The organism is Pseudomonas sp. RT4P38, from assembly GCF_054897765.1.
The window spans coordinates 4,277,350-4,295,989 of the sequence record NZ_CM142703.1; the positions used below are offsets into that span (position 1 = coordinate 4,277,350).

The 18,640-nt window shown below is 58.6% G+C and carries 14 protein-coding genes, 1 tRNA gene and 3 pseudogenes; 6 read left to right on the plus strand and 12 right to left on the minus strand.

Annotated elements, in window-relative coordinates; genetic code table 11:
• Positions 1-12 precede the first annotated feature (12 nt).
• Positions 13-405 (minus strand): GFA family protein, encoded by a 393-nt coding sequence (locus tag ACYZT7_RS19760; protein ID WP_462037889.1) that lies wholly within the window; start codon positions 403-405, stop codon positions 13-15.
• A gap of 192 nt (positions 406-597) precedes the next feature.
• Between ACYZT7_RS19760 and ACYZT7_RS19765 the strand changes: the two genes are divergently transcribed.
• The gene (locus ACYZT7_RS19765; RefSeq protein ID WP_462037890.1) at positions 598-1,269 is read left to right on the plus strand and encodes a class I SAM-dependent methyltransferase; all 672 of its coding nucleotides are present in this window, start codon (positions 598-600) and stop codon (positions 1,267-1,269) included.
• Between the two features lie 37 nt (positions 1,270-1,306).
• Here the strand turns inward: ACYZT7_RS19765 and ACYZT7_RS19770 are convergent, their stop codons facing one another.
• The 3 genes and pseudogenes from ACYZT7_RS19770 to ACYZT7_RS19780 form a co-directional block, all read right to left on the minus strand.
• Positions 1,307-2,425: a glycosyltransferase 61 family protein gene (locus tag ACYZT7_RS19770; protein WP_462037891.1), complete on the minus strand. Its 1,119-nt coding sequence runs from the start codon at positions 2,423-2,425 to the stop codon at positions 1,307-1,309.
• A gap of 71 nt (positions 2,426-2,496) precedes the next feature.
• On the minus strand, positions 2,497-3,651 hold the full coding sequence (locus tag ACYZT7_RS19775; RefSeq protein ID WP_462037892.1) for a hypothetical protein: 1,155 nt from the start codon (positions 3,649-3,651) through the stop codon (positions 2,497-2,499).
• A 249-nt stretch (positions 3,652-3,900) separates the two neighbouring features.
• A pseudogene (locus ACYZT7_RS19780) lies at positions 3,901-4,041 on the minus strand (metallophosphoesterase family protein); the annotation flags it as partial.
• A gap of 185 nt (positions 4,042-4,226) precedes the next feature.
• On the opposite strand from ACYZT7_RS19780, the gene ACYZT7_RS19785 reads away from it, so the two are divergent.
• Both ACYZT7_RS19785 and ACYZT7_RS19790 read left to right on the plus strand, forming a co-directional pair.
• Positions 4,227-5,852, plus strand: coding sequence for an NADP-dependent glyceraldehyde-3-phosphate dehydrogenase (locus tag ACYZT7_RS19785; RefSeq protein ID WP_462037893.1), 1,626 nt, complete (start codon positions 4,227-4,229; stop codon positions 5,850-5,852).
• Positions 5,853-5,920: 68 nt separating this feature from the next.
• Positions 5,921-6,940, plus strand: coding sequence for an FUSC family protein (locus tag ACYZT7_RS19790; RefSeq protein WP_462041835.1), 1,020 nt, complete (start codon positions 5,921-5,923; stop codon positions 6,938-6,940).
• A gap of 7 nt (positions 6,941-6,947) precedes the next feature.
• Here the strand turns inward: ACYZT7_RS19790 and ACYZT7_RS19795 are convergent, their stop codons facing one another.
• Positions 6,948-7,841, minus strand: coding sequence for a DMT family transporter (locus ACYZT7_RS19795; protein ID WP_462037894.1), 894 nt, complete (start codon positions 7,839-7,841; stop codon positions 6,948-6,950).
• Positions 7,842-7,976: 135 nt separating this feature from the next.
• Between ACYZT7_RS19795 and ACYZT7_RS19800 the strand changes: the two genes are divergently transcribed.
• Positions 7,977-8,414 carry an Lrp/AsnC family transcriptional regulator gene (locus ACYZT7_RS19800; RefSeq protein ID WP_008155029.1) on the plus strand — a complete coding sequence of 146 codons (438 nt, stop codon included), beginning with the start codon at positions 7,977-7,979 and terminating at the stop codon, positions 8,412-8,414.
• A gap of 65 nt (positions 8,415-8,479) precedes the next feature.
• On the opposite strand, the gene ACYZT7_RS19805 is transcribed toward ACYZT7_RS19800, so the two are convergent.
• Positions 8,480-9,151 carry a Bax inhibitor-1/YccA family protein gene (locus ACYZT7_RS19805; RefSeq protein ID WP_042609827.1) on the minus strand — a complete coding sequence of 224 codons (672 nt, stop codon included), beginning with the start codon at positions 9,149-9,151 and terminating at the stop codon, positions 8,480-8,482.
• Positions 9,152-9,274: 123 nt separating this feature from the next.
• On the opposite strand from ACYZT7_RS19805, the gene ACYZT7_RS19810 reads away from it, so the two are divergent.
• Positions 9,275-9,362: transfer RNA gene (locus tag ACYZT7_RS19810), tRNA-Ser, on the plus strand.
• A gap of 196 nt (positions 9,363-9,558) precedes the next feature.
• Positions 9,559-10,089, plus strand: a pseudogene (gene tnpC, locus ACYZT7_RS19815) (IS66 family transposase); the annotation flags it as partial.
• 158 nt (positions 10,090-10,247) lie between these two features.
• Here the strand turns inward: tnpC and sorB are convergent.
• From sorB to ACYZT7_RS19845, 6 genes and pseudogenes are all read right to left on the minus strand, one after another.
• Entirely contained in the window at positions 10,248-10,895 is a 648-nt protein-coding gene (gene sorB / locus ACYZT7_RS19820; protein WP_462037895.1) for a SorB family sulfite dehydrogenase c-type cytochrome subunit, read from the minus strand.
• 10 nt (positions 10,896-10,905) lie between these two features.
• Positions 10,906-12,147, minus strand: coding sequence for a SorA family sulfite dehydrogenase catalytic subunit (gene sorA, locus ACYZT7_RS19825; RefSeq protein WP_462037896.1), 1,242 nt, complete (start codon positions 12,145-12,147; stop codon positions 10,906-10,908).
• A 126-nt stretch (positions 12,148-12,273) separates the two neighbouring features.
• Positions 12,274-12,651, minus strand: a pseudogene (locus ACYZT7_RS19830) (reverse transcriptase domain-containing protein); the annotation flags it as partial.
• The gene (locus ACYZT7_RS19835) at positions 12,650-14,302 is read right to left on the minus strand and encodes a fatty acid--CoA ligase (RefSeq protein ID WP_462037897.1); all 1,653 of its coding nucleotides are present in this window, start codon (positions 14,300-14,302) and stop codon (positions 12,650-12,652) included. The gene ACYZT7_RS19835 and the pseudogene ACYZT7_RS19830, both read right to left, overlap by 2 nt.
• A 31-nt stretch (positions 14,303-14,333) precedes the next feature.
• Complete coding sequence (locus tag ACYZT7_RS19840) at positions 14,334-16,112, minus strand: acyl-CoA dehydrogenase C-terminal domain-containing protein (RefSeq protein WP_462037898.1); 1,779 nt, start codon at positions 16,110-16,112, stop codon at positions 14,334-14,336.
• A gap of 7 nt (positions 16,113-16,119) precedes the next feature.
• Complete coding sequence (locus ACYZT7_RS19845; protein WP_462037899.1) at positions 16,120-18,636, minus strand: efflux RND transporter permease subunit; 2,517 nt, start codon at positions 18,634-18,636, stop codon at positions 16,120-16,122.
• Positions 18,637-18,640 lie beyond the last annotated feature (4 nt).

Genomic DNA, 18,640 nt, shown 5'->3' on the forward strand with positions numbered 1-18,640 from the left:
TTACTGCGCGGCCTACTCTTCAAAGCGACCCGTCGCGTCACGATCGCGCTCGTATCGTCTCGTGAGCGGAAACGGCGGCAACCAGGACTCGCGACGGACGATCCAGCTTTCGTAGGTGGGCATCAGTTGGTCAGGGGCATCCAGGGATCCCAGGTTCACTTCGATTTCGTCGGCGGTGCGTGCGAAAACGGACGAGCCGCAGCGGGGACAGAAAAACCGCCCGGCGTAGTCGCGTGTTTCGCCATTGATCGTCACCGCACTCTGAGGGAACACCGCGCAGGCGTGAAAAAGGGCCCCATGATGCTTTCGGCAGTCGAGACAGTGACAAAGGCCGACCCGGTATGGGCGTCCCGAAGCCTCAATTCGGACATTGCCGCACAGGCAACCGCCTGTGAATCGGTCCATGCTGCGTCTCCTCTAAAATCAAGCGGTCGGAATGATTGCAACGCAAAGCCGGTCTTCCCGAGTGACGCGCCAGCGTGACCTCGCAAAAGGTCACTGTCGGTGATTATGACGCAGGTGAAGCGTCACAGATAAGGTCCGATCCACCAGCATCTGTCCTATCCTTCCATCCAACCAACAACTGCGGAGATCAAAATGCCCGCCTCCGAATCTACCCTCCTCCAAAGTTGGCACCACAACGCCCAATCCTGGATCGAAGCCATTCGCACCGGCACCATTGAAAGCCGCCTCAAAGTCACCGACCAGGCAATTCTGCTGGCGGTGCTAGGCCGCCAGCCCGAGTGCGTGCTCGACCTGGGTTGCGGCGAGGGCTGGCTGTTGCGTGCGCTGGCTAAACGGGGCATCGAGGCGGTCGGTGTGGATGGCGATGCGACGCTAGTCGAGGCGGCTCGGGCGGCAGGTTCTTCGCAGGTGCATTTGGCGAGCTATGAAGCGTTAGTGGAGGCGAAGGTGGACATCGGCAGCGACTACGACCTGATCTGCGCCAACTTCGCCCTGCTGCACCAGGACATCATCCCTCTGCTCGCCGCCATGAACGCCCTGCTCGCCCCTGGCGGTGCGCTGGTGATCCAGACGCTGCATCCGTGGACCGCGGCGGCGGGAGACTATCAGGATGGTTGGCGGGAAGAGACTTTCGCTGGGTTCAAGGGGCAGTGGCAACCCATGCCGTGGTACTTGCGCACGCTGTCCAGTTGGATCAATGCGCTGGACATGGCCGGTTTTCGGCTGGCCAGCTTGCAGGAGCCGCAGCACCCACAAAGTCCTGTGCCGCAGTCGTTGCTGTTGGTGGCCGAGCAACGGGGATGAGCCCCCACACCTGGTTACTCACGCCCCTGGGCAGCCGTCATGATGGGAACAGGTCCAGTGTGCGCTCAACCTCTTGAATGTCTATTTTGAAGCCATCGCCCTCTGGCGTTCCGACCACAAAGCCAAAATTCTGGTTATCGCGATCCGTCAGGTACTTGAAGTAGCTGACGAAACGGTTCGGCGGCTGCAGTGCCAGCAACGAACCACCCTCCCGGAGTACATTGACACCATGTACGAGCTGGCTCCCTTCGACTCCCACCACGGTCCGCGCCCCGGCACACGTCGCCACTATGGTCGGGACATCGGTTTTCAAAGGATCGATGATGCGAAACCCCCTACTCTTGCGCAGATGTTCAGCGAGCTCAATTTCATTGCGCAAAAAGCGCAAGTCACCGTCGCCACCCCGGAGAATGAACACGCCAGGGTGAGACTCATAGCTCACGTGCGACAGTAGCTTTTCACCCATGGCACGGAAACGTAAATGCCGGCTTCGATTGTTGCTCAGATCGTCGAATAGCACGAGCTCACGAAAAAACGCACCGTTCAAGCGAACCGGTTTCATGCCAAACCAGTCCTCATACGCGGGGGCCTGGGTAAATATGGGAAACCTGGCGGATGGCGCGGTGGTCACCGGGACGCCTTCGTCGCAGGCCAACGAATAGGTCGGGCAGTCTTCCATCAACCATGTGCCAAACCATGTATTTCCATTTTGCGTGCAGTAAGCGGCACCGCGCTCGATCTCGTTTTCCACGAGAATTCGCGGAAACATTCCCGGTTTGAGAGACAACCACAGACTTGCATTGTCCTTGTAGAGCGCGCCATCGATCAGCCAGACATCCTTGATCAAGTAGCCACGGGTCGGGCCTTGTACCACGTCACCCAGGCCTTCCATGGTGCGAGCGGGATGCTCGAAAGGATAAAAGCGCTTCGCCTCCCATCCTGTCACACGTTCCATTTGACCGGGCAGGAAGATAGCCGGCGGCGAATGCGATATCCCACCCGGCGCAATATCCCAGCTTTTCACCGCAACGCTTTTCAAGTTGATCTCCGCCTTGCGTGCCAGCCTTTTTCTCGCCATATACCTGTAGGCGGCAAGGGTCCATTTTTTTCGATTGCCAGCGGTCGAAGTGCTTATTTGCGAGACATCGCTTTCCATGAAAAGTCCTCCCTGCGGGACAGGGTCAATAGTCAGGCGCGAAACGCTGTAATTTCAGACCTGGAAATGGTTCAGCTGGATGCAATCCTTTGCATGATGGGTGGGGTCTGCAAACTGGCATAGCGACTGCGCAAGGTTTCGAGGAACTGTTCGCCCGAGCTCTGTGCGCAATAGAGATAAATTTTGTGCAGCCCGCCAAAGACCATTTCATGATAGCGGCTGGCGACCTCCTCATCGCTTGGCCCGTCCGGTAAGCCAAGGTGCAGGGTCAATTCCTTCCCTTCGACGGCGAATAGCGGTGTGTCCCAGAGGAATTTGGCTGTACCGGTCTTGGGCAGCCGGACAAACATATAAGCGTGGTTTCCCAAGGAATCAATATCACCGCCGCGCCTTCTTTTCCATTTCAGAAGACCGTCATCCGGCCGTGCCACGCAAAGACCGATGTCGTAATAATCGAAGCCATGATCGATCGCCCATTCAAGCGCCATGAAAGTGGTGATCGAATTGACCTCGCGCAGTCTTTTGGCATCTGAAAAAATCGCCTCGGTATAGCCGAAACGTAGTGTGCTCCAGTAGCGCTTTCCACCCCGAGTTATGACGCAGCCAAGGTGGCAGGCAACAACTTCGTCCTCCAGCATTATCAAGTCGAGCCGGCCCACAGTCTTGGCTATCCTGAAAACCTCCTGCGTGGCAAATTGCGCAGCGTGGATGCCTTGCCTTGCCGTGGCATAAGGCCGAAGCATTTCCCTGTCTGCCTTTTCAATTTCTTCATCCAGCAGCGTCTGTCTCATTCGGTAGCGCGGTCGGTTCTTGCGTATATTTCGACGCAACTCGCTATCGTATTTTGTGGTGATCTCCTCTATGGATCGCCCCAGCGGTACGACGGCACTCAGATACAAGGGTACATACAAGGCCCCCGAGGTCGGCATTTCACTGACCACTACCACATGATTTGACGCGGCAGGTTCCGGTTCGCCGCCAGCCATAGGGGTATTCCCTTGGGACTTCCCCCCTATGAGAAGCTTCGCCATCTCCCGCTGCTTTTTCCTACCGATATAGAGGAATTCGTAGGGACTTTCGCTCTGCAGTCTGAACCTGGCAATTTCCCAACGCCAGAAACACGCACGTCCAAGGATGTCTCGCAACCAGTTTGAAGCGTTTCTTATCTCATACCGCATTGAAGGAGATACGAGTTTTCGGATAACTGCCGCCAAGTCCCCTTTCATTTCTTAATCATCCTTTGAATTTTCTGGTGGTAGATCAGAAAAAGATTCAGGCGGAATTTCAAAAGGCGTGCTTAAACCTTGATATGAAAGACATATTTGATGAGGTATTACTCTGACGTTCGGTAACAGTAAAGGTAGGAGGTAGAGCCTTTGCAAGCGACGTACGGAGGGCGTCAGTCGTATATTTTATGTCGAAATGTTTCCTGTCAGCGCCGGCCCGCCGTTGCTCCGAGACAGTTCAGGGAAAGGTCATTCCAGTAGCAAGATCAGACGCGGCTCAATTGAGGCCTCAAGTACCTCAAGCAGCGCCAGGGTCGCCGGCAACTTAAACCGCCGCGGTCCCGCGCTGCCGGGATTGAGATATAGCTGTTCGCCGCGCCTAAGCAAGCGCCCTCGAGGTACAGAGCAAAGCGGTCTACGCTTGGAACACAAGATCCACACCATCACCCCTCTGCTCTGCCCATTTGCGCTTGATTGCAGTTAAAAAATCGAGTCATTAAGGCGTATAACCTTTCAAGTCAATTGCGAACTGCACGCCGCTAGCGCATGGCTTACACCACACACGGGGTAGCGACATGACCACAGAACACATCCTTGGCAACTTGTTTCCCGACTCCACCGACATACCGGAAAAATACCGCCTCGACGGCCAGACCGAACAGCGTGAATACCTGGTCGACGGCGAGCTGAAAACCTGGCCCGGGCCCCTCGCCCAGGTCCGCAGCCCGGTGTACCTGACGGGTGAAAATGGTGATGAACAAGTGATTCTTGGCAGCACGCCACTGCTCGATGCCGACACTGCATTGACCGCCCTCGACGCCGCCGTCCGCGCCTATGACCGGGGCCAGGGCCTTTGGCCGACGATGCGCGTAGCCGAACGCATCCAGCACGTCGAAGCTTTCCTGGGGCGCATGCGTGAACAGCGCGAAGCCGTGGTCAAGTTGCTGATGTGGGAAATCGGCAAGAACCTCAAGGACTCGGAAAAAGAGTTCGACCGCACCTGCGATTACATCGTCGACACCATCAACGCGCTCAAGGAACTCGACCGCCGCTCCAGCCGCTTCGAACTGGAACAGGACACCCTCGGCCAGATCCGCCGCGTACCGCTGGGTGTGGCGTTATGCATGGGACCTTACAACTACCCGCTGAACGAAACCTTCACCACGCTGATCCCGGCACTGATCATGGGCAACACCGTGGTGTTCAAACCGGCCAAGCTGGGCGTGCTGTTGATTCGTCCGCTGCTGGAAGCATTCCGCGACAGCTTCCCGGCCGGGGTGATCAACGTGATCTACGGCAGCGGCCGCGAGACCGTCAGCGCGCTGATGGCCAGCGGCAAGATCGATATTTTTGCATTCATTGGCACCAACAAGGCCGCCAGCGACCTGAAAAAACTTCATCCAAAACCGCACCGCTTGCGCGCGGCGTTGGGCCTGGACGCGAAAAACCCCGGCATCGTGCTGCCTGAGGTGGATCTGGACAACGCGGTCAGCGAAGCGCTCACCGGCTCGCTGTCGTTCAATGGTCAGCGCTGCACCGCGCTGAAAATCCTCTTCGTCCATGAAGACGTAGTCGACGCTTTCATCGAGAAATTCAACGCCAAACTCGCCAGTCTCAAACCCGGCATGCCGTGGGACAGCGGCGTGGCGCTGACGCCGTTGCCGGAAGCGAGCAAGGTCGATTACCTGCACTCGCTGGTCGCGGATGCCGTCGGCAAAGGCGCCACCGTGGTCAACCCCAACGGCGGTGAAGCCCGCGCTTCGTTCTTCTACCCCGCCGTGCTGTACCCGGTGACGCCGCAGATGCGCGTCTATCAGGAAGAACAGTTCGGCCCGGTCGTCCCGATCGTGCCTTACCGGCATCTGGACACGGTGATCGATTACGTCCTGGAATCGGACTTCGGCCAGCAGCTGAGTATCTTCGGCACCAACCCGGTGGCGGTCGGCCGACTGGTGGACACCTTCGCCAACCAGGTCGGCCGGATCAACCTCAACGCCCAGTGCCAGCGCGGCCCGGATACCTTCCCGTTCAATGGCCGCAAGAACTCCGCCGAAGGCACGCTGTCGGTGCATGATGCGCTGCGCGTGTTTTCGATCCGCACACTGGTGGCGACCAAGTTCCAGGAAACCAACAAAGAACTCATCAGCGAGATCATCAGCGGACGCAGTTCGAGTTTCCTGACCACCGATTACATCTTCTGAGGAGACCGAGCCTGAGCACATTCAGAGCCAATCGACTGCCACCGCTGTTGCGTCGACTGTTGCGTCCGTTGCTGGACCCGTATCGGCGCTATCGCCACGCCAGAGTGATCCACGCGGTGCGCGTGTCGCTGGGGTTGCTGGCAACGATCCTGCTGACCACCGGCATCAATCTGCCCCACGGTGAGTGGGCGTCGGTGACGATGCTGGTGGTGATTGGCGGTTTGCAGCACCACGGCAACATCGGCAAAAAAGCCGCCGAGCGCGCCATCGGCACCTTGATCGGAGCCGGCGTCGGCTTGCTGCTGGTGGCGCAACAGGCGTGGCTCGGGATGCCGTGGCTGACCTATTTCGCGATGGCGGTGGTCTGCGGGTTCTTCTCGTACCACGCCATCGGCAAGGGCGGTTACACCGCGTTGCTCTCGGCAATTACCGTGTTTATCGTCGCGGGGCATGGCGACAACCCGATCACCGACGGGTTGTGGCGTGGGGTGGACATCCTGATCGGCATCGCCCTGGCCCTGGCATTTTCTTTCGCCCTGCCGCTCTACGCGGTGTATTCCTGGCGCTATAACCTGGCCGATGCCTTGCGCGACTGCGCGACGATCTACGGGCGCATCATCAATGGCCAATCGGTCACCGATGACGAACACCATAAACTCGTGGGCCGCCTCAACACGGTGATGGTGCAACTGCGCTCATTGATGCCGTCGGTGTCCAAGGAAGTGCGGATCTCCATGACTGAACTCGATGCCATTCAGCGCCACTTGCGAATGTGTGTCAGCACCCTGGAAATCCTCGGTAACACCCGACCGGATGCCAGTGACGCGGACGCCATGGCCCATTTGCAATCGGCTTTGAAAGCCGAACATCGGTTGATCCGGGTGCAACTGATTGGTATGGCCCGGGCGCTGAAATCCGGTGCGTCCCAGCGGATTAATCGGCCTGTCGAACTGCCGTCGGATTCAAGCCTGGCCGCACCGGTTTACAACCCTCTGGATGGTTACCGGCTATTGGTCCGACAGTTGGCCAGCAACATCGGCGAGATGCGCCAGCGACTGGCCAAGACCGCGCCGCGATGGAACATCTGACGCCGGTTTATTGCGTTGCCGCTCGACGAAACTTCAGGCTCCAGCCTTGTTGCATGCCGGCAGCGGCCAACAGAATCGCGGCGACACCGATCCATTGCAGCGGCTCCAGGCGATGGCCGAAAGCGAACCAGTCGACGAAAATCGCCGCAATCGGGTAGATGAATGACAGCGCTCCGGTCAGCGCCGTCGGTAGTTTTTGAATCGCGCCGTAGAGCAGCACGTACATCACGCCGGTGTGGACAATGCCCAGGGTGACCAGACTGGCCCACGCGCTCGGCGCTTGCGGCACTGCCGAAAAGTGCGCGAATGGCGCGAGTAACAGCACGCCGGTGAGAACCTGAATCAACGCGATCAGATGCGGCGGTGTACCGGTCAGGCGTTTGATGATCAACGCGGCAATCGCGTAAAGGAATGCCGCCCCCAGCGCCAGAGCGATGCCCATCAGGTAATCGTTGCCGCTTTCGCCCTGCCCGCCATGTGCGCTGACAATCGCCAGCATCCCGAGAAACGAAATGCCCAGCCAGAACAGTTTTTGCAGGGTGATTTTCTCGTTGAGGAATAACGCGGCCAACCCCACCAGCATGAACGGCTGAACGTTGTAAACCGCTGTGCCGATGGCAATCGAGGCACGGGAGTAAGAAGCAAACAACAGCACCCAGTTGCCGACAATCGCCACGCCACTGAGCACGGCCAGCAAGAACGTAGTGCGGGTCAGAATGCCAGGACGGAGGAAGCCGAATGCCGCGCAGATCAGCAACAACGTGCCGGCGCCGAACACGCAACGCCAAAACACCACGTCCAGCACCGGTTGCCCGGACACCAGCACGAACCAGCCGATGGTCCCGGAAATCAGCATGGCGGCGGTCATTTCAAATGACCCGTGACGTATTGTTTTGTCCATCATCAGACTCCTGTGTTTGAGCCCAAAGTATGCCAATCCGCCGAAGGGCTTCTCCAGAGCAAAAAGCAGGCTAAACTCGAAATCTGCCTTTTTTATCAAGGCAGTTTGAGTTTATTGCCTAATAGGGGTTTCGCCATGACCGATGATATCGACCAAGTGCTGATCACGGCACTGATGGAAGATTCACGTCGCTCGCTCAAGGCTCTGGCGCAGATCAGCGGCCTGTCTTCGCCCAGCGTCGCCGAGCGTTTGCGCCGCCTCGAAGAGCGTGGCGTGCTCAAAGGCTATACCGTCGAGATCGACCCCAAATGCTTTGGCTATCAACTCCAGGCCATCGTCCGCATTCGCCCGCTGCCAGGCCAGTTGCAGGAAGTGGAACGGCAGATTCAGGCCATTCCCGAATTTACCGAGTGCGACAAAGTCACCGGCGACGACTGTTTCATCGCACGCCTGCATGTGCGTTCGATGGAGCAACTGGACACCCTGCTCGACCGTCTAAACACCCACGCCGAAACCAACACGGCGATCGTCAAGAAAACTCCGGTCAAGCGCCGGCTGCCACCGATGGCGTGAGCCTTTATTCAAATCGCAGGCAAGAAAAAACCCGCCGAAGCGGGTTTTTTCCTCAAGGCTGACGATTAATCATCGCGGCTCATGATGCCAAACAGCTGCAACAAGCTGACGAACAGGTTGTAGATCGATACATACAGGCTGATGGTCGCCATGATGTAGTTGCGCTCGCCGCCATGAATGATGGCGCTGGTCTGGAACAGAATGCAGACCGAGGAGAACAGCACGAAACCTGCGCTGATCGCCAGTTGCAGACCGCTGATCTGGAAGAAGAAGCTGGCAACCACCGCACCCAGCAACACGAAGAAACCCGCAGTGATGAAACCACTGAGGAAACTCATGTCCTTGCGGGAGATCAGCACATAGGCCGACAAACCACCGAACACCAGCGCAGTCATCGCGAAGGCCGAACTGACCACCTCGGCGCCGCCCTGCATACCCAGGTAACGGTTGAGGATCGGGCCGAGCAGGAAACCCATGAAACCGGTCAGGGCAAATGCCGACACCAGGCCCCAAGCCGAATCACGGAGTTTGTTGGTGAGGAAGAAAAGGCCGTAGAAACCGATCAGCACCACGAAAATATTCGGGTAGCCGACACGCATCTGCTGAGCGACAAACGCCATCACGCCGCTGAATGCGAGGGTGAGAGCGAGTAAGCCGTAAGTGTTGCGCAGGACGCGGCTAACCTCTAGCTGCTCAGCCTGCACGCTGTTATTAACTGCGTAATCCTGTTCGCGCATGGCGACACTCCTGTTGGTTTGAAACGTTCAGTCGCAAAGATCATAACAGACGCTCTGTAACAAGCTATGGAGAGAGTTTGACAGTGTGTTTCATTCAGGTATTATGGCGCCCGCAACGCAAACGGAGGTGTGGCCGAGTGGTTTAAGGCAACGGTCTTGAAAACCGTCGACTGTAACAGGTCCATGAGTTCGAATCCCATCGCCTCCGCCATCTTTATACGACAAAGCCCCGATTATTCAGGGCTTTGTCGTTTCTTGGGTTCGGAAAAATCCGCCAGCCCACACTTCAGTCCACACCTTGGATGAAGTCTTGCTTTTCGACGGGCGGCTAGTTTTTCGTATGGCCTGTTGTCTGCATTTACATCCCTGAGAAACGGGCTCAGGGATAGATTTCGCAGAAAGCGGCGGACAACAGCCTTTGCCAGTGCAGCTGCGCCCTCAAACGCATTGGTGAAGACGTCAACGAAAAGCTCGATTGCACGCAGGGCGTCTTCACCGTCGAGCGTCACATCCGTGGGAAATGGACCTGCGAGCAGTGCGAAACCCTGATCCAGGCGCCAGTGCCCGCGCATGTCATCGACAAAGGCATACCGACAGCGGGACTGCTGGCCCACGTCATGGTGGCCAAGTTTGCCGACCATCTGCCGCTGTATCGGCAGGAGAAAATCTTCGGCCGTGCCGGGTTGCCCATCGCCCGTTCGACTCTGGCGCAATGGGTAGGCAACTGCGGCGTGCAACTCCAGCCGCTAGTCGATGCGCTGCGCGAAGCCTTGCTGACGCACGGCGTCGTACACCCTGACGAAACGCCGGTACAGATGCTGACCCCGGGCACCAAAAAGACTCATCGCGCTTACGTCTGGGCCTACGCCACCACCCAGTTCGCCGACCTGGCAGCGGTCGTGTACGACTTCAGCCCAAGCCGCGCCAGCGAACATGCACCATCGGTAACTACCCGCAAATTACGATGGTCGATTTCGGCGAAGGTCGCCCTAACCCAAGAGATGGTGTTGGAGCCCACATCTTGGAATTCATCAATGAGCAAAGTCGACATCGGGTGCATTACACCATCAGGTACCTGGCCGAGCCGGGACAGGGCTTACTTGTGCAGTATGAAAGTCGCCAGGGTTTGCAGATCGTCCGGACTTAACTGCGCGAAAGGCGGCATTGGGATATCCCCCCATTTACCGGTACCGCCGTGCTGAATGCTGGACGTTACCTTGGCCAGTGCCTGCGGGTCATTGGCATACTTGGCAGCCACATCGTGATAGGCCGGGCCTACGACCTTATGATCCATCGCGTGGCAGGACAGGCAGGAGTTGCTCTGCAGCAAGGCCATGGCGTCGACTTTGGCTACATGCGCCGCCGAGGTCTGGCCTGCCGATGGGTTCGAGGCAGCCTGCACATCGGCATCGGTCGCATGGGCGCTACCGTAGATAACCGCAAGGTAGGCGCCGATGATGTTGACGTCCTGATCACTGATCGGAGCACCATACACGTGCTGCATCTTGCCTGCTTCTCCAGTCCACTGCTCCAGGCTCAGGCCAGGAGGCTGGAAGTTGATGTAATCGACAGAATGGCAGGTGGAACATTTCTGCTGGGCCAACTGGTAACCAGGCAGCGCATTGGGCTTGAACACAGCCGTTTCGGGCGGCAACGTGATCGATAGTGGCGCTGCGCTCGCCATGGCAGCCAAACAAACCTGAGCCGCGCACAGCAAGGTGGTCATGCGTTTCATGCGTTTCATGCGGGCCCCCTCAGGCGACGGTCACGTGGCTGGTTTCTACGACGTGGCGGCGGTAGCCACCGGGGTTCCAGTCGGCTCGCAGCGGTTGCGTCTCGCCCGCACTGTTACTGGCTCGCACCATCAACTGTGTGGCGCCCTTGCTGGTAAAGGTGATCGGCAGCGTCCATTCACGGAAGGAGAAACGGCCAAGATCCTGCCCAAGCTTGGCTTCGCGCCAACTTTTTCCACCGTCGATCGACATTTCCACCTTGTTGACCCCAACGCCGCCGTCGAACGCGATGCCCTTGAGCACCACGCTTTTTTTCAGCGGCAACACATCGCCGTGTTTGACGCTGGTGATGAAGCTGCGTACCGGCAACTTGGAAATCGGCTGAGTTTGCGCCGCAGTGGTGCCGGGAGCGATACAGAAACAATCGTTGTCCGGAACGCGGTAGCCTTTAGCCATGAAGAAACCGTCGTAGGTGTGGTCGACGACTTCGATCTCACTCAGGTGCTTGACCCAGTACGTGCCGAAGTAGCCTGGCACCACCAGACGTATCGGGTAACCGTTGAGGAATGGCAGGTCGGTACCGTTCATCGACCAGGCGATCATGGGTTCACCGTCCATGGCATGGCTGATGTCCAGGGCCTTGATAAACTCCGGCGTGCTCGGCAGCACTGGCTTATCGAGCCCACGGAATGTCACTTGCTTGGCGTCGGCTTTCACACCCGCTTTTTCCAATACCGCCTTGAGCGGTACCCCCACCCAGCGGGCATTACCCATTGAACCATTACCCAGCTGAGCGCCGAACACGCGCGGCATCGAGAAGCCACGGCTGTTACCCGAACACTGATTGACGGCCACCACTTCTACCGGTTCGGCCAGAGTCTTGAGTTCTGCTAGGGACAGTGACAGCGGTGTGTTGACCAAGCCCTTGATCGTCAGACGGTAACTGTCCGGATCGATGCTGGTAGGGAAATTGGCCAGATGGTAACGCACAAAAAAGGCGTCATTCGGCGTGATGGGCCCTTCGTTGAAGATGGGGAATGGCGTCTCAAGGTGCGGCGGGCGAGTGGTCACCAGGGTCAACGGTCGTTTTTGCGGGTATTGCACCAGCGGCCGTGGGCCAGCAGCAAAGGTCACTTCTTCGGCGGTTTCGTCGGCTGCCTTGACGAGGCTTGCCAACGGAGAGGCCGCCAAAGCCAGTGTGAAGGCATCGCGTAGAACGCGCCGGCGGCTCGGCTTGCTGTTATCTACAAAACTGAACTTCATTCTGCGCTCTCTATGATTGTTTTACTGAGATGCAATTGACAGCCCCCCGTCAGGGCGGAGAGGCATCGGGCTTAATGTGTAAGTGGCGTTTCGCTTAACTGTTCGACTTCGGTGAGCAAGCCAGTATCGTCCGCCAGCCCGAGGACTGCGTGCATAGATGTTCGCATCGTCGGCATAGCGCACGAAGCGATGGCCCCACCGCTCCAGTTCGAGGTTGAGTTCGTTGAGTAGGATATTCGACAGCAACGGCAAGAACGGGCCGCCTTGCCGTCGGCTGGCGATCCCACCTGACATCACGCCGGCCTCGAGATAGCTACGGATCAGCGTGAGTACCCGTCGGTCTTCGACCTGACGCTGCACATAGGCGATCAACACATCGTGATTGACCCGATCAAAGAATTTCTCAAGATCGAGTTCCGCGCACCAGCGGTGACCCGCCGCCACATGGGCGCGGGCTGTTTCGATGGCTTGGTGGGCGCTTCTGCCCGAACGAAAACCATAGCTATCCCCTGCTGCTCAATTCGCTTTCCCGGATGAGCTTTTTATTGATCTTCCCGACGCTGGTTTTAGGGATCTCGGCGACGAACTTGAACTGCTTGGGGATCGCCCATTTGTTGATGCGGCCACGCTCGACAAACCCTTGAAGGTGCGTCTCCAGAATCTTGCGGTCGAGATACTGCCCAGGCTCGCACACAACCAGCGCCATCGGCCGTTCGCCCCATTGCTCGTCCGCAACGCCCACGACGGCGACCGACATGACGGCTGGGTGCTCGCTGATCAGGCTCTCCAGTTCCAGGGAGCTGATCCACTCCCCGCCCGTCTTGATGACATCCTTGATGCGATCCTTGATTTCCACTCCACCCAACGCGTCGATAGAGGCCATGTCGCCGGTGTGCAGCCAGCCGTTGTGCCACAACTCGGCGCCCTTTTCGGGCTCCTTCAAATAACCTTGAGTCAGCCAGGGCGCGCGCACTACGATCTCGCCCAGGGACTCGCCGTCATGGGCAACGTCATTGCCACTGGCATCGATGATTTTCAGGTCGACCATCGGCACAGGCATGCCAGTCTTGATGCGGACGGCCAGTTGGGCTTGCGTGGATAGTTCAAGGTCTTCGTCACGCAGGTAAGTCAGGCACAGCAATGGGCAGGTTTCCGACATGCCGTAACCGCTGTGCACCTGAATACCTTTGGCACTCGCTTCGCTGGCAATTCCCAACGTCAGTGCGCTGCCACCCAGGAGCATTTTCCAGCCATCAAAACGGGTCTGTGCCGCTTCCTCGCAGTTCAGGATCATTTGCAGAATGGTCGGCACACAGTGGGAGAACGTGACCTTCTCCTCTCGATACAGCCTGACCAGGCTGTTGGGCTCGTAGCGGCCGGGGTACACCTGCTTGATCCCCATCAGGGTGGCGACATAGGGCACACCCCAGGCATGCACGTGAAACATCGGTGTGATCGACATGTAGACATCATCGGAGCGCAGCAGCGGCAACCCCTGATAGACACCCAACGTGCCCACGGCATTCAAGGTGTGCAGGACCAATTGACGGTGGGTGAAATACACGCCTTTAGGGGCGCCAGTGGTGCCCGTCGTGTAGAAAAGGGTCGCGACGGAGTTTTCATCGAAATCGGGAAAGTCGTACTGGTCGGCCGACCCGGACAACAGGTTTTCATATTCCCCCAGCACCGGTAGCGACGTATGAGTTGCTGTGTCGTCCGTAAGCTGCAGGTAACCTTTGACGGTTTTGAGCTGCCCCTGAATCTGTTCAACCAGAGGCAGAAAATCGTCATGCACCAGCACCAGGTCGTCTTCGGCATGGTTCATGGTGAAGAGCACCTGATTCGGCGAAAGACGGATGTTCACGGTATGCAGCACCGCGCCGATCATCGGTACGGCAAAGAAGCATTCCAGGTAACGATGGCTATCCCAGTCGAGCAAGGCCACCGTATCCCCGGCCTTGACGCCGGCAGCGGTCAAGGCGTTGGCCAGCCGGCGGATCCGCTGGTTGAGGGTCTGGTAGCTGTAGCGCAACTTGTCGGCATAGACGATTTCCCGGCCCGGCTCGTAGCGCACACCGGAGAGCAACAATTGCTTGATCAGCAAGGGATAGGCGTAGGCGCCGTCGGCGGGCGGAATTATTTTTGTCGCCATCATGGTTGGGGTTCCCGGTCCTTTTTACGTGGGCTCAGAACTGCTCTGCATCCAATTGATAGAGGCATTCGCTGCCAGCCTTGGCCGACACGCTCAACGAGTGGATGCGTGGCAGCAGATGGGCGAAGTAGAAGCGCGCGGTGGCCAGTTTGCTGGCATAGAAAGCGTCCTTGGAATGCGTGCTCATGGCGGTTTTCGCCATTCGCGTCCACATGTAGGCGTACGCGGTGTAGCCGAACACGTGCAGGTACTCGACCGAAGCCGCGCCGATTTCATTCGGGTTGCTCTGGGCTCGGTCCAGCAGCCATGCGGTCAGTTCGTCGAGGGTGTCGACGGCGGCGTTCAACGGTTTGGTGAACTCGCCGAGGTCAGCGCAGGCATTGGCGGTAAAGTTGCGGATTTCCGAAGCGAACAGCCGGTACAGCGCCCCGCCGCTGCCGACGATTTTGCGCCCGGCCAGGTCCAGTGACTGGATACCGTTGGTGCCTTCGTAGATCTGGGTGATGCGCACGTCGCGAACCAATTGCTCCTGGCCCCATTCACGGATGTAACCGTGGCCGCCGAAGATCTGCTGGCCATGCACCGTGGTTTCCAACCCCATGTCGGTGAGGAACGCCTTGGCCACCGGGGTCAGCAGCGACACCAGCTCCTGGGCGCGGCTGCGGGTTGCCGCGTCATCGCTGTATTTGGCGGTATCCATTTGCAGGGCCACGTAGCTGGAGAACGCCCGCCCGCCTTCGTTCAAGGCTTTCATGGTCAACAGCATGCGCCGTACATCCGGATGCACGATGATCGGGTCAGCGGCTTTGTCCTTGTTCTGCGCACCCGTCGGCGAACGGCTTTGCAGACGGTCACGGGCGTATTCGACAGCGTTCTGGTACGAGCGCTCACCCAACGCCAGACCCTGGATACCCACGCCCAAACGTTCGTAGTTCATCATGGTGAACATTGCCGCCAGGCCCTTGTTCGGCGCATCGATGATCCAGCCGGTCGCCCCGTCAAAGTTCATCACGCACGTGGCAGAAGCCTTGATACCCATCTTGTGCTCGATTGAACCGCAGGACAGCGAGTTGCGCTCGCCCAGCGAGCCATCGGCATTGACCAGCACCTTGGGCACCAGAAACAGGGAAATACCTTTGGGACCGGCAGGCGCATCCGGTAACCGCGCCAGTACCAGATGGATAATGTTTTCGGTCAGGTCGTGCTCACCGCCGGTAATGAAAATCTTGCTGCCGCTGATCTTGAAACTGCCGTCGGCCTGAGGTTCGGCTCGGGTGCGAATCAGGCCCAGATCCGTGCCGGCATGCGCCTCAGTCAGGCACATCGAACCGGTCCAAGTGCCGGCGTACATGTTCGGCAGATAGCGTTCCTTGAGTTCCTGACTGGCGTGGGCATTGATCGACAGGCACGCACCGGCGGTCAGCATCGGGTACAGGCCGAACGACAGACTGGCCGAGTTGATCATCTCCTCGACCTGAGCCGAAATAGCCTTGGGCATGCCCATGCCACCGAACTGCGGATCACCGCCAACACCCACCCAACCGCCTTCGGCGAATGCCTGGTAGGCCGCGGCAAAACCGTCCGGCGCCGTGACCGTGCCATTGCTCCAGGTGCAGCCTTGTTCATCACTGCTGCGGTTCAACGGTGCGATAACTTCGCCACTGATTTTGCCAGCCTCTTCAAGGATCGCGGCGGCCGTTTCTTCATCGATCACCTCGGCCAGGCCAGGCAATTTGGCCCATAACCTGGACACCTGGAAGACTTCGTTGAGTACGAAGCGCATATCGCGCAAAGGAGCTTTGTAATCAGACATGGTTGGCTTACTCGGAAGTGGTCAGGGCATGCGGCATGCCCTGGCGTCGGGATGTGCCGGTTGTACCGGCTTGCGCCACTTGGGCTTGCGGAACGGGGTGACGCAGCAGGAAATAAGACAGGGCAGGAATCAGCACCAGCGCGCCCAGCATGTTCCACAGGAACATGAAGGTCAGCAGGATGCCCATGTCAGCCTGGAACTTGATCGGCGACCAGACCCAGCACACCACGCCGGCCGCCAGGGTGATGCCCACCAGACCCACTACCCGGCCGGTAAACGACACGGCGTTGCGGTAAGCCTGAGACAGGGGCAGGCCCTGACGCTGGTAATGCAACTGCACGCTGAGCAGGTACAACGCGTAATCCACGCCGATTCCCACGCCCAATGCGATCACCGGCAGGGTCGCGACTTTCACACCAATGCCCATGACTACCATCAACGCTTCGCAGAGGATCGAAGTCAGCACCAGTGGCAACAGGGCTACCAGGGTCGCGCGCCAACTGCGGAAGGTGATCAGGCAGAACAACGTCACCGCCGCATAGACGTACAACAGCATGGTGCGATTGGCCTCGCGCACCACCATGTTGGTCGCCGCCTCAATCCCGGCCGACCCGGCCGCCAGCAGGAACTGTCGATCTTCGCTGTTGTTCTCCCGGGCGAATTTTTCGGCGATACCCACCACCGCATCCAGCGTCTCGGCCTTGTGGTCCTTGAGGAAGGTGATCACCGGCATCAGCGAACAATCAGTGTTGAACAACTCCGGGGAGTTGACCGAGGCTTGCTGCGCGGCATAGTTCAGCACGTCCTGATTGCGCTGGATGCTGTTGAGCTTGGGGTTGCCTTCATAGGTGCCGGCGGTGATTTGGCGCACCGCGTTGACCAGCGAGGCCGTGGCTTGTACGCCCGGATATTGCTGCAGCTCCCAGGCCAGTCGGTCGGCGAGGATCAGCGTCTTGTAGTTCAGACAGCCTTCCGGTGCGGTCTTGATCATCACCGCGAACAGGTCGCTGGACAGCGCGTAGTGGCTGGTGATGTAGGCGTTGTCACGGTTATAGCGAGAGTCGGCACGCAACTCCGGTGCGCCACTTTCCAGATCGCCGATCTTCAGTTGCAGGCTGACCATGAAGCCGCCGATGCCCATCAGCACCGCGACCAATACCGCCCCGGTGGCCCATTTGGCCGTGGTGAAACGGTCGAGCAAGTCCCACAGTTTGCCGAAGCCTTTGTGCCCTTCTGCGCGCGTGTCGATTTTCAGCGCACGTTCGGCAGCCCTGGCGCCGACACCGACGTAAGACAGCGCCACCGGCATCAGCAATAGCGAGGTGAAAATCAGCACCGCCACACCGATACTGGCGGTGATCGCCAGGTCCCGGATCACCGGAATATCGATAAGCATCAGCACCGCGAATCCGACGGCGTCGGCCAGCAACGCGGTGACGCCGGCAATGAACAGACGGCGGAAGGTGTAGCGTGCGGCGATGAGTTTGTGGGTGCCACGGGCGATGTCTTGCATGATCCCGTTCATCTTCTGCGCCGCATGGGACACACCGATGGCGAAAATCAGAAAAGGCACCAGCACCGAGTACGGGTCGATGGCATAGCCGAGCCAGGCGACGATGCCCAGTTGCCAGACCACCGCGATCAGCGAGCAGCCGACCACCAGCAAGGTGCTGCGAACGCATCGGGTGTAGGCGTAAATGATGATCAGCGAAGTGACGACGGCCAGGCCGAAGAACATCATCACCTGAATCAGCCCATCGATCAGGTCGCCCATCAGTTTGGCGAAACCAATCACCCGGACTTTGTACTGGCCCGTGCCCTCCTCCCCGGCCTTGCGTGCAGCGCTGTCGCCGGCGAACTCGATCTTGTCGCGCAACTGCTCTTCGAGCATCTGCGAAAAGGCGTGGTAGTCGATGCGTTGACCGCTGGCCGTGGCCTTGTCCAGCAGCGGCACGATCAGCATGCTCGACTTGTAGTCGCTGGCCACCAGACTGCCGACGATACCGGCGCGGGAAATGTTCTGGCGCAGCTGTTCGATTTGCTCAGGCTTGCCCTCATAAGTATCGGGCATCACCGGACCACCCTGAAAACCTTCCTCGGTGACTTCAGTCCAGCGCACCGCCGGGCTCCACAACGACTTCATCCAGGCGCGGTCGACACCTTCGGTGAGGAACAATTTGTCATTGACCTGCTTGAGCACGTCGAGGTAACCGGGGTCGAAAATATCGCCCTGAGTGTTCTCCACCACCACCCGCACCGAGTTGCCCAAACCGCGCAACGACTGGCGGTTTTCCAGGAAGTTCTGGATGTACGGCTGACTCTGCGGAATCATTTTCTCGAAGCTTGGACGCAGCTCCAGGCGAGTCGCGGCCATGTAGCCCAGCACCACGGTGGCCAGTGCCATCAGCAGCATGAACAGCGGACGGTAGTTGAACACCAGCCGCTCCAGCCGATTGCCGGATTGGCGGTCGAAGTCACGCAGATCGCGGATCACCGGCATGGTTTCTTGTTTGATATTGCCCATGTCT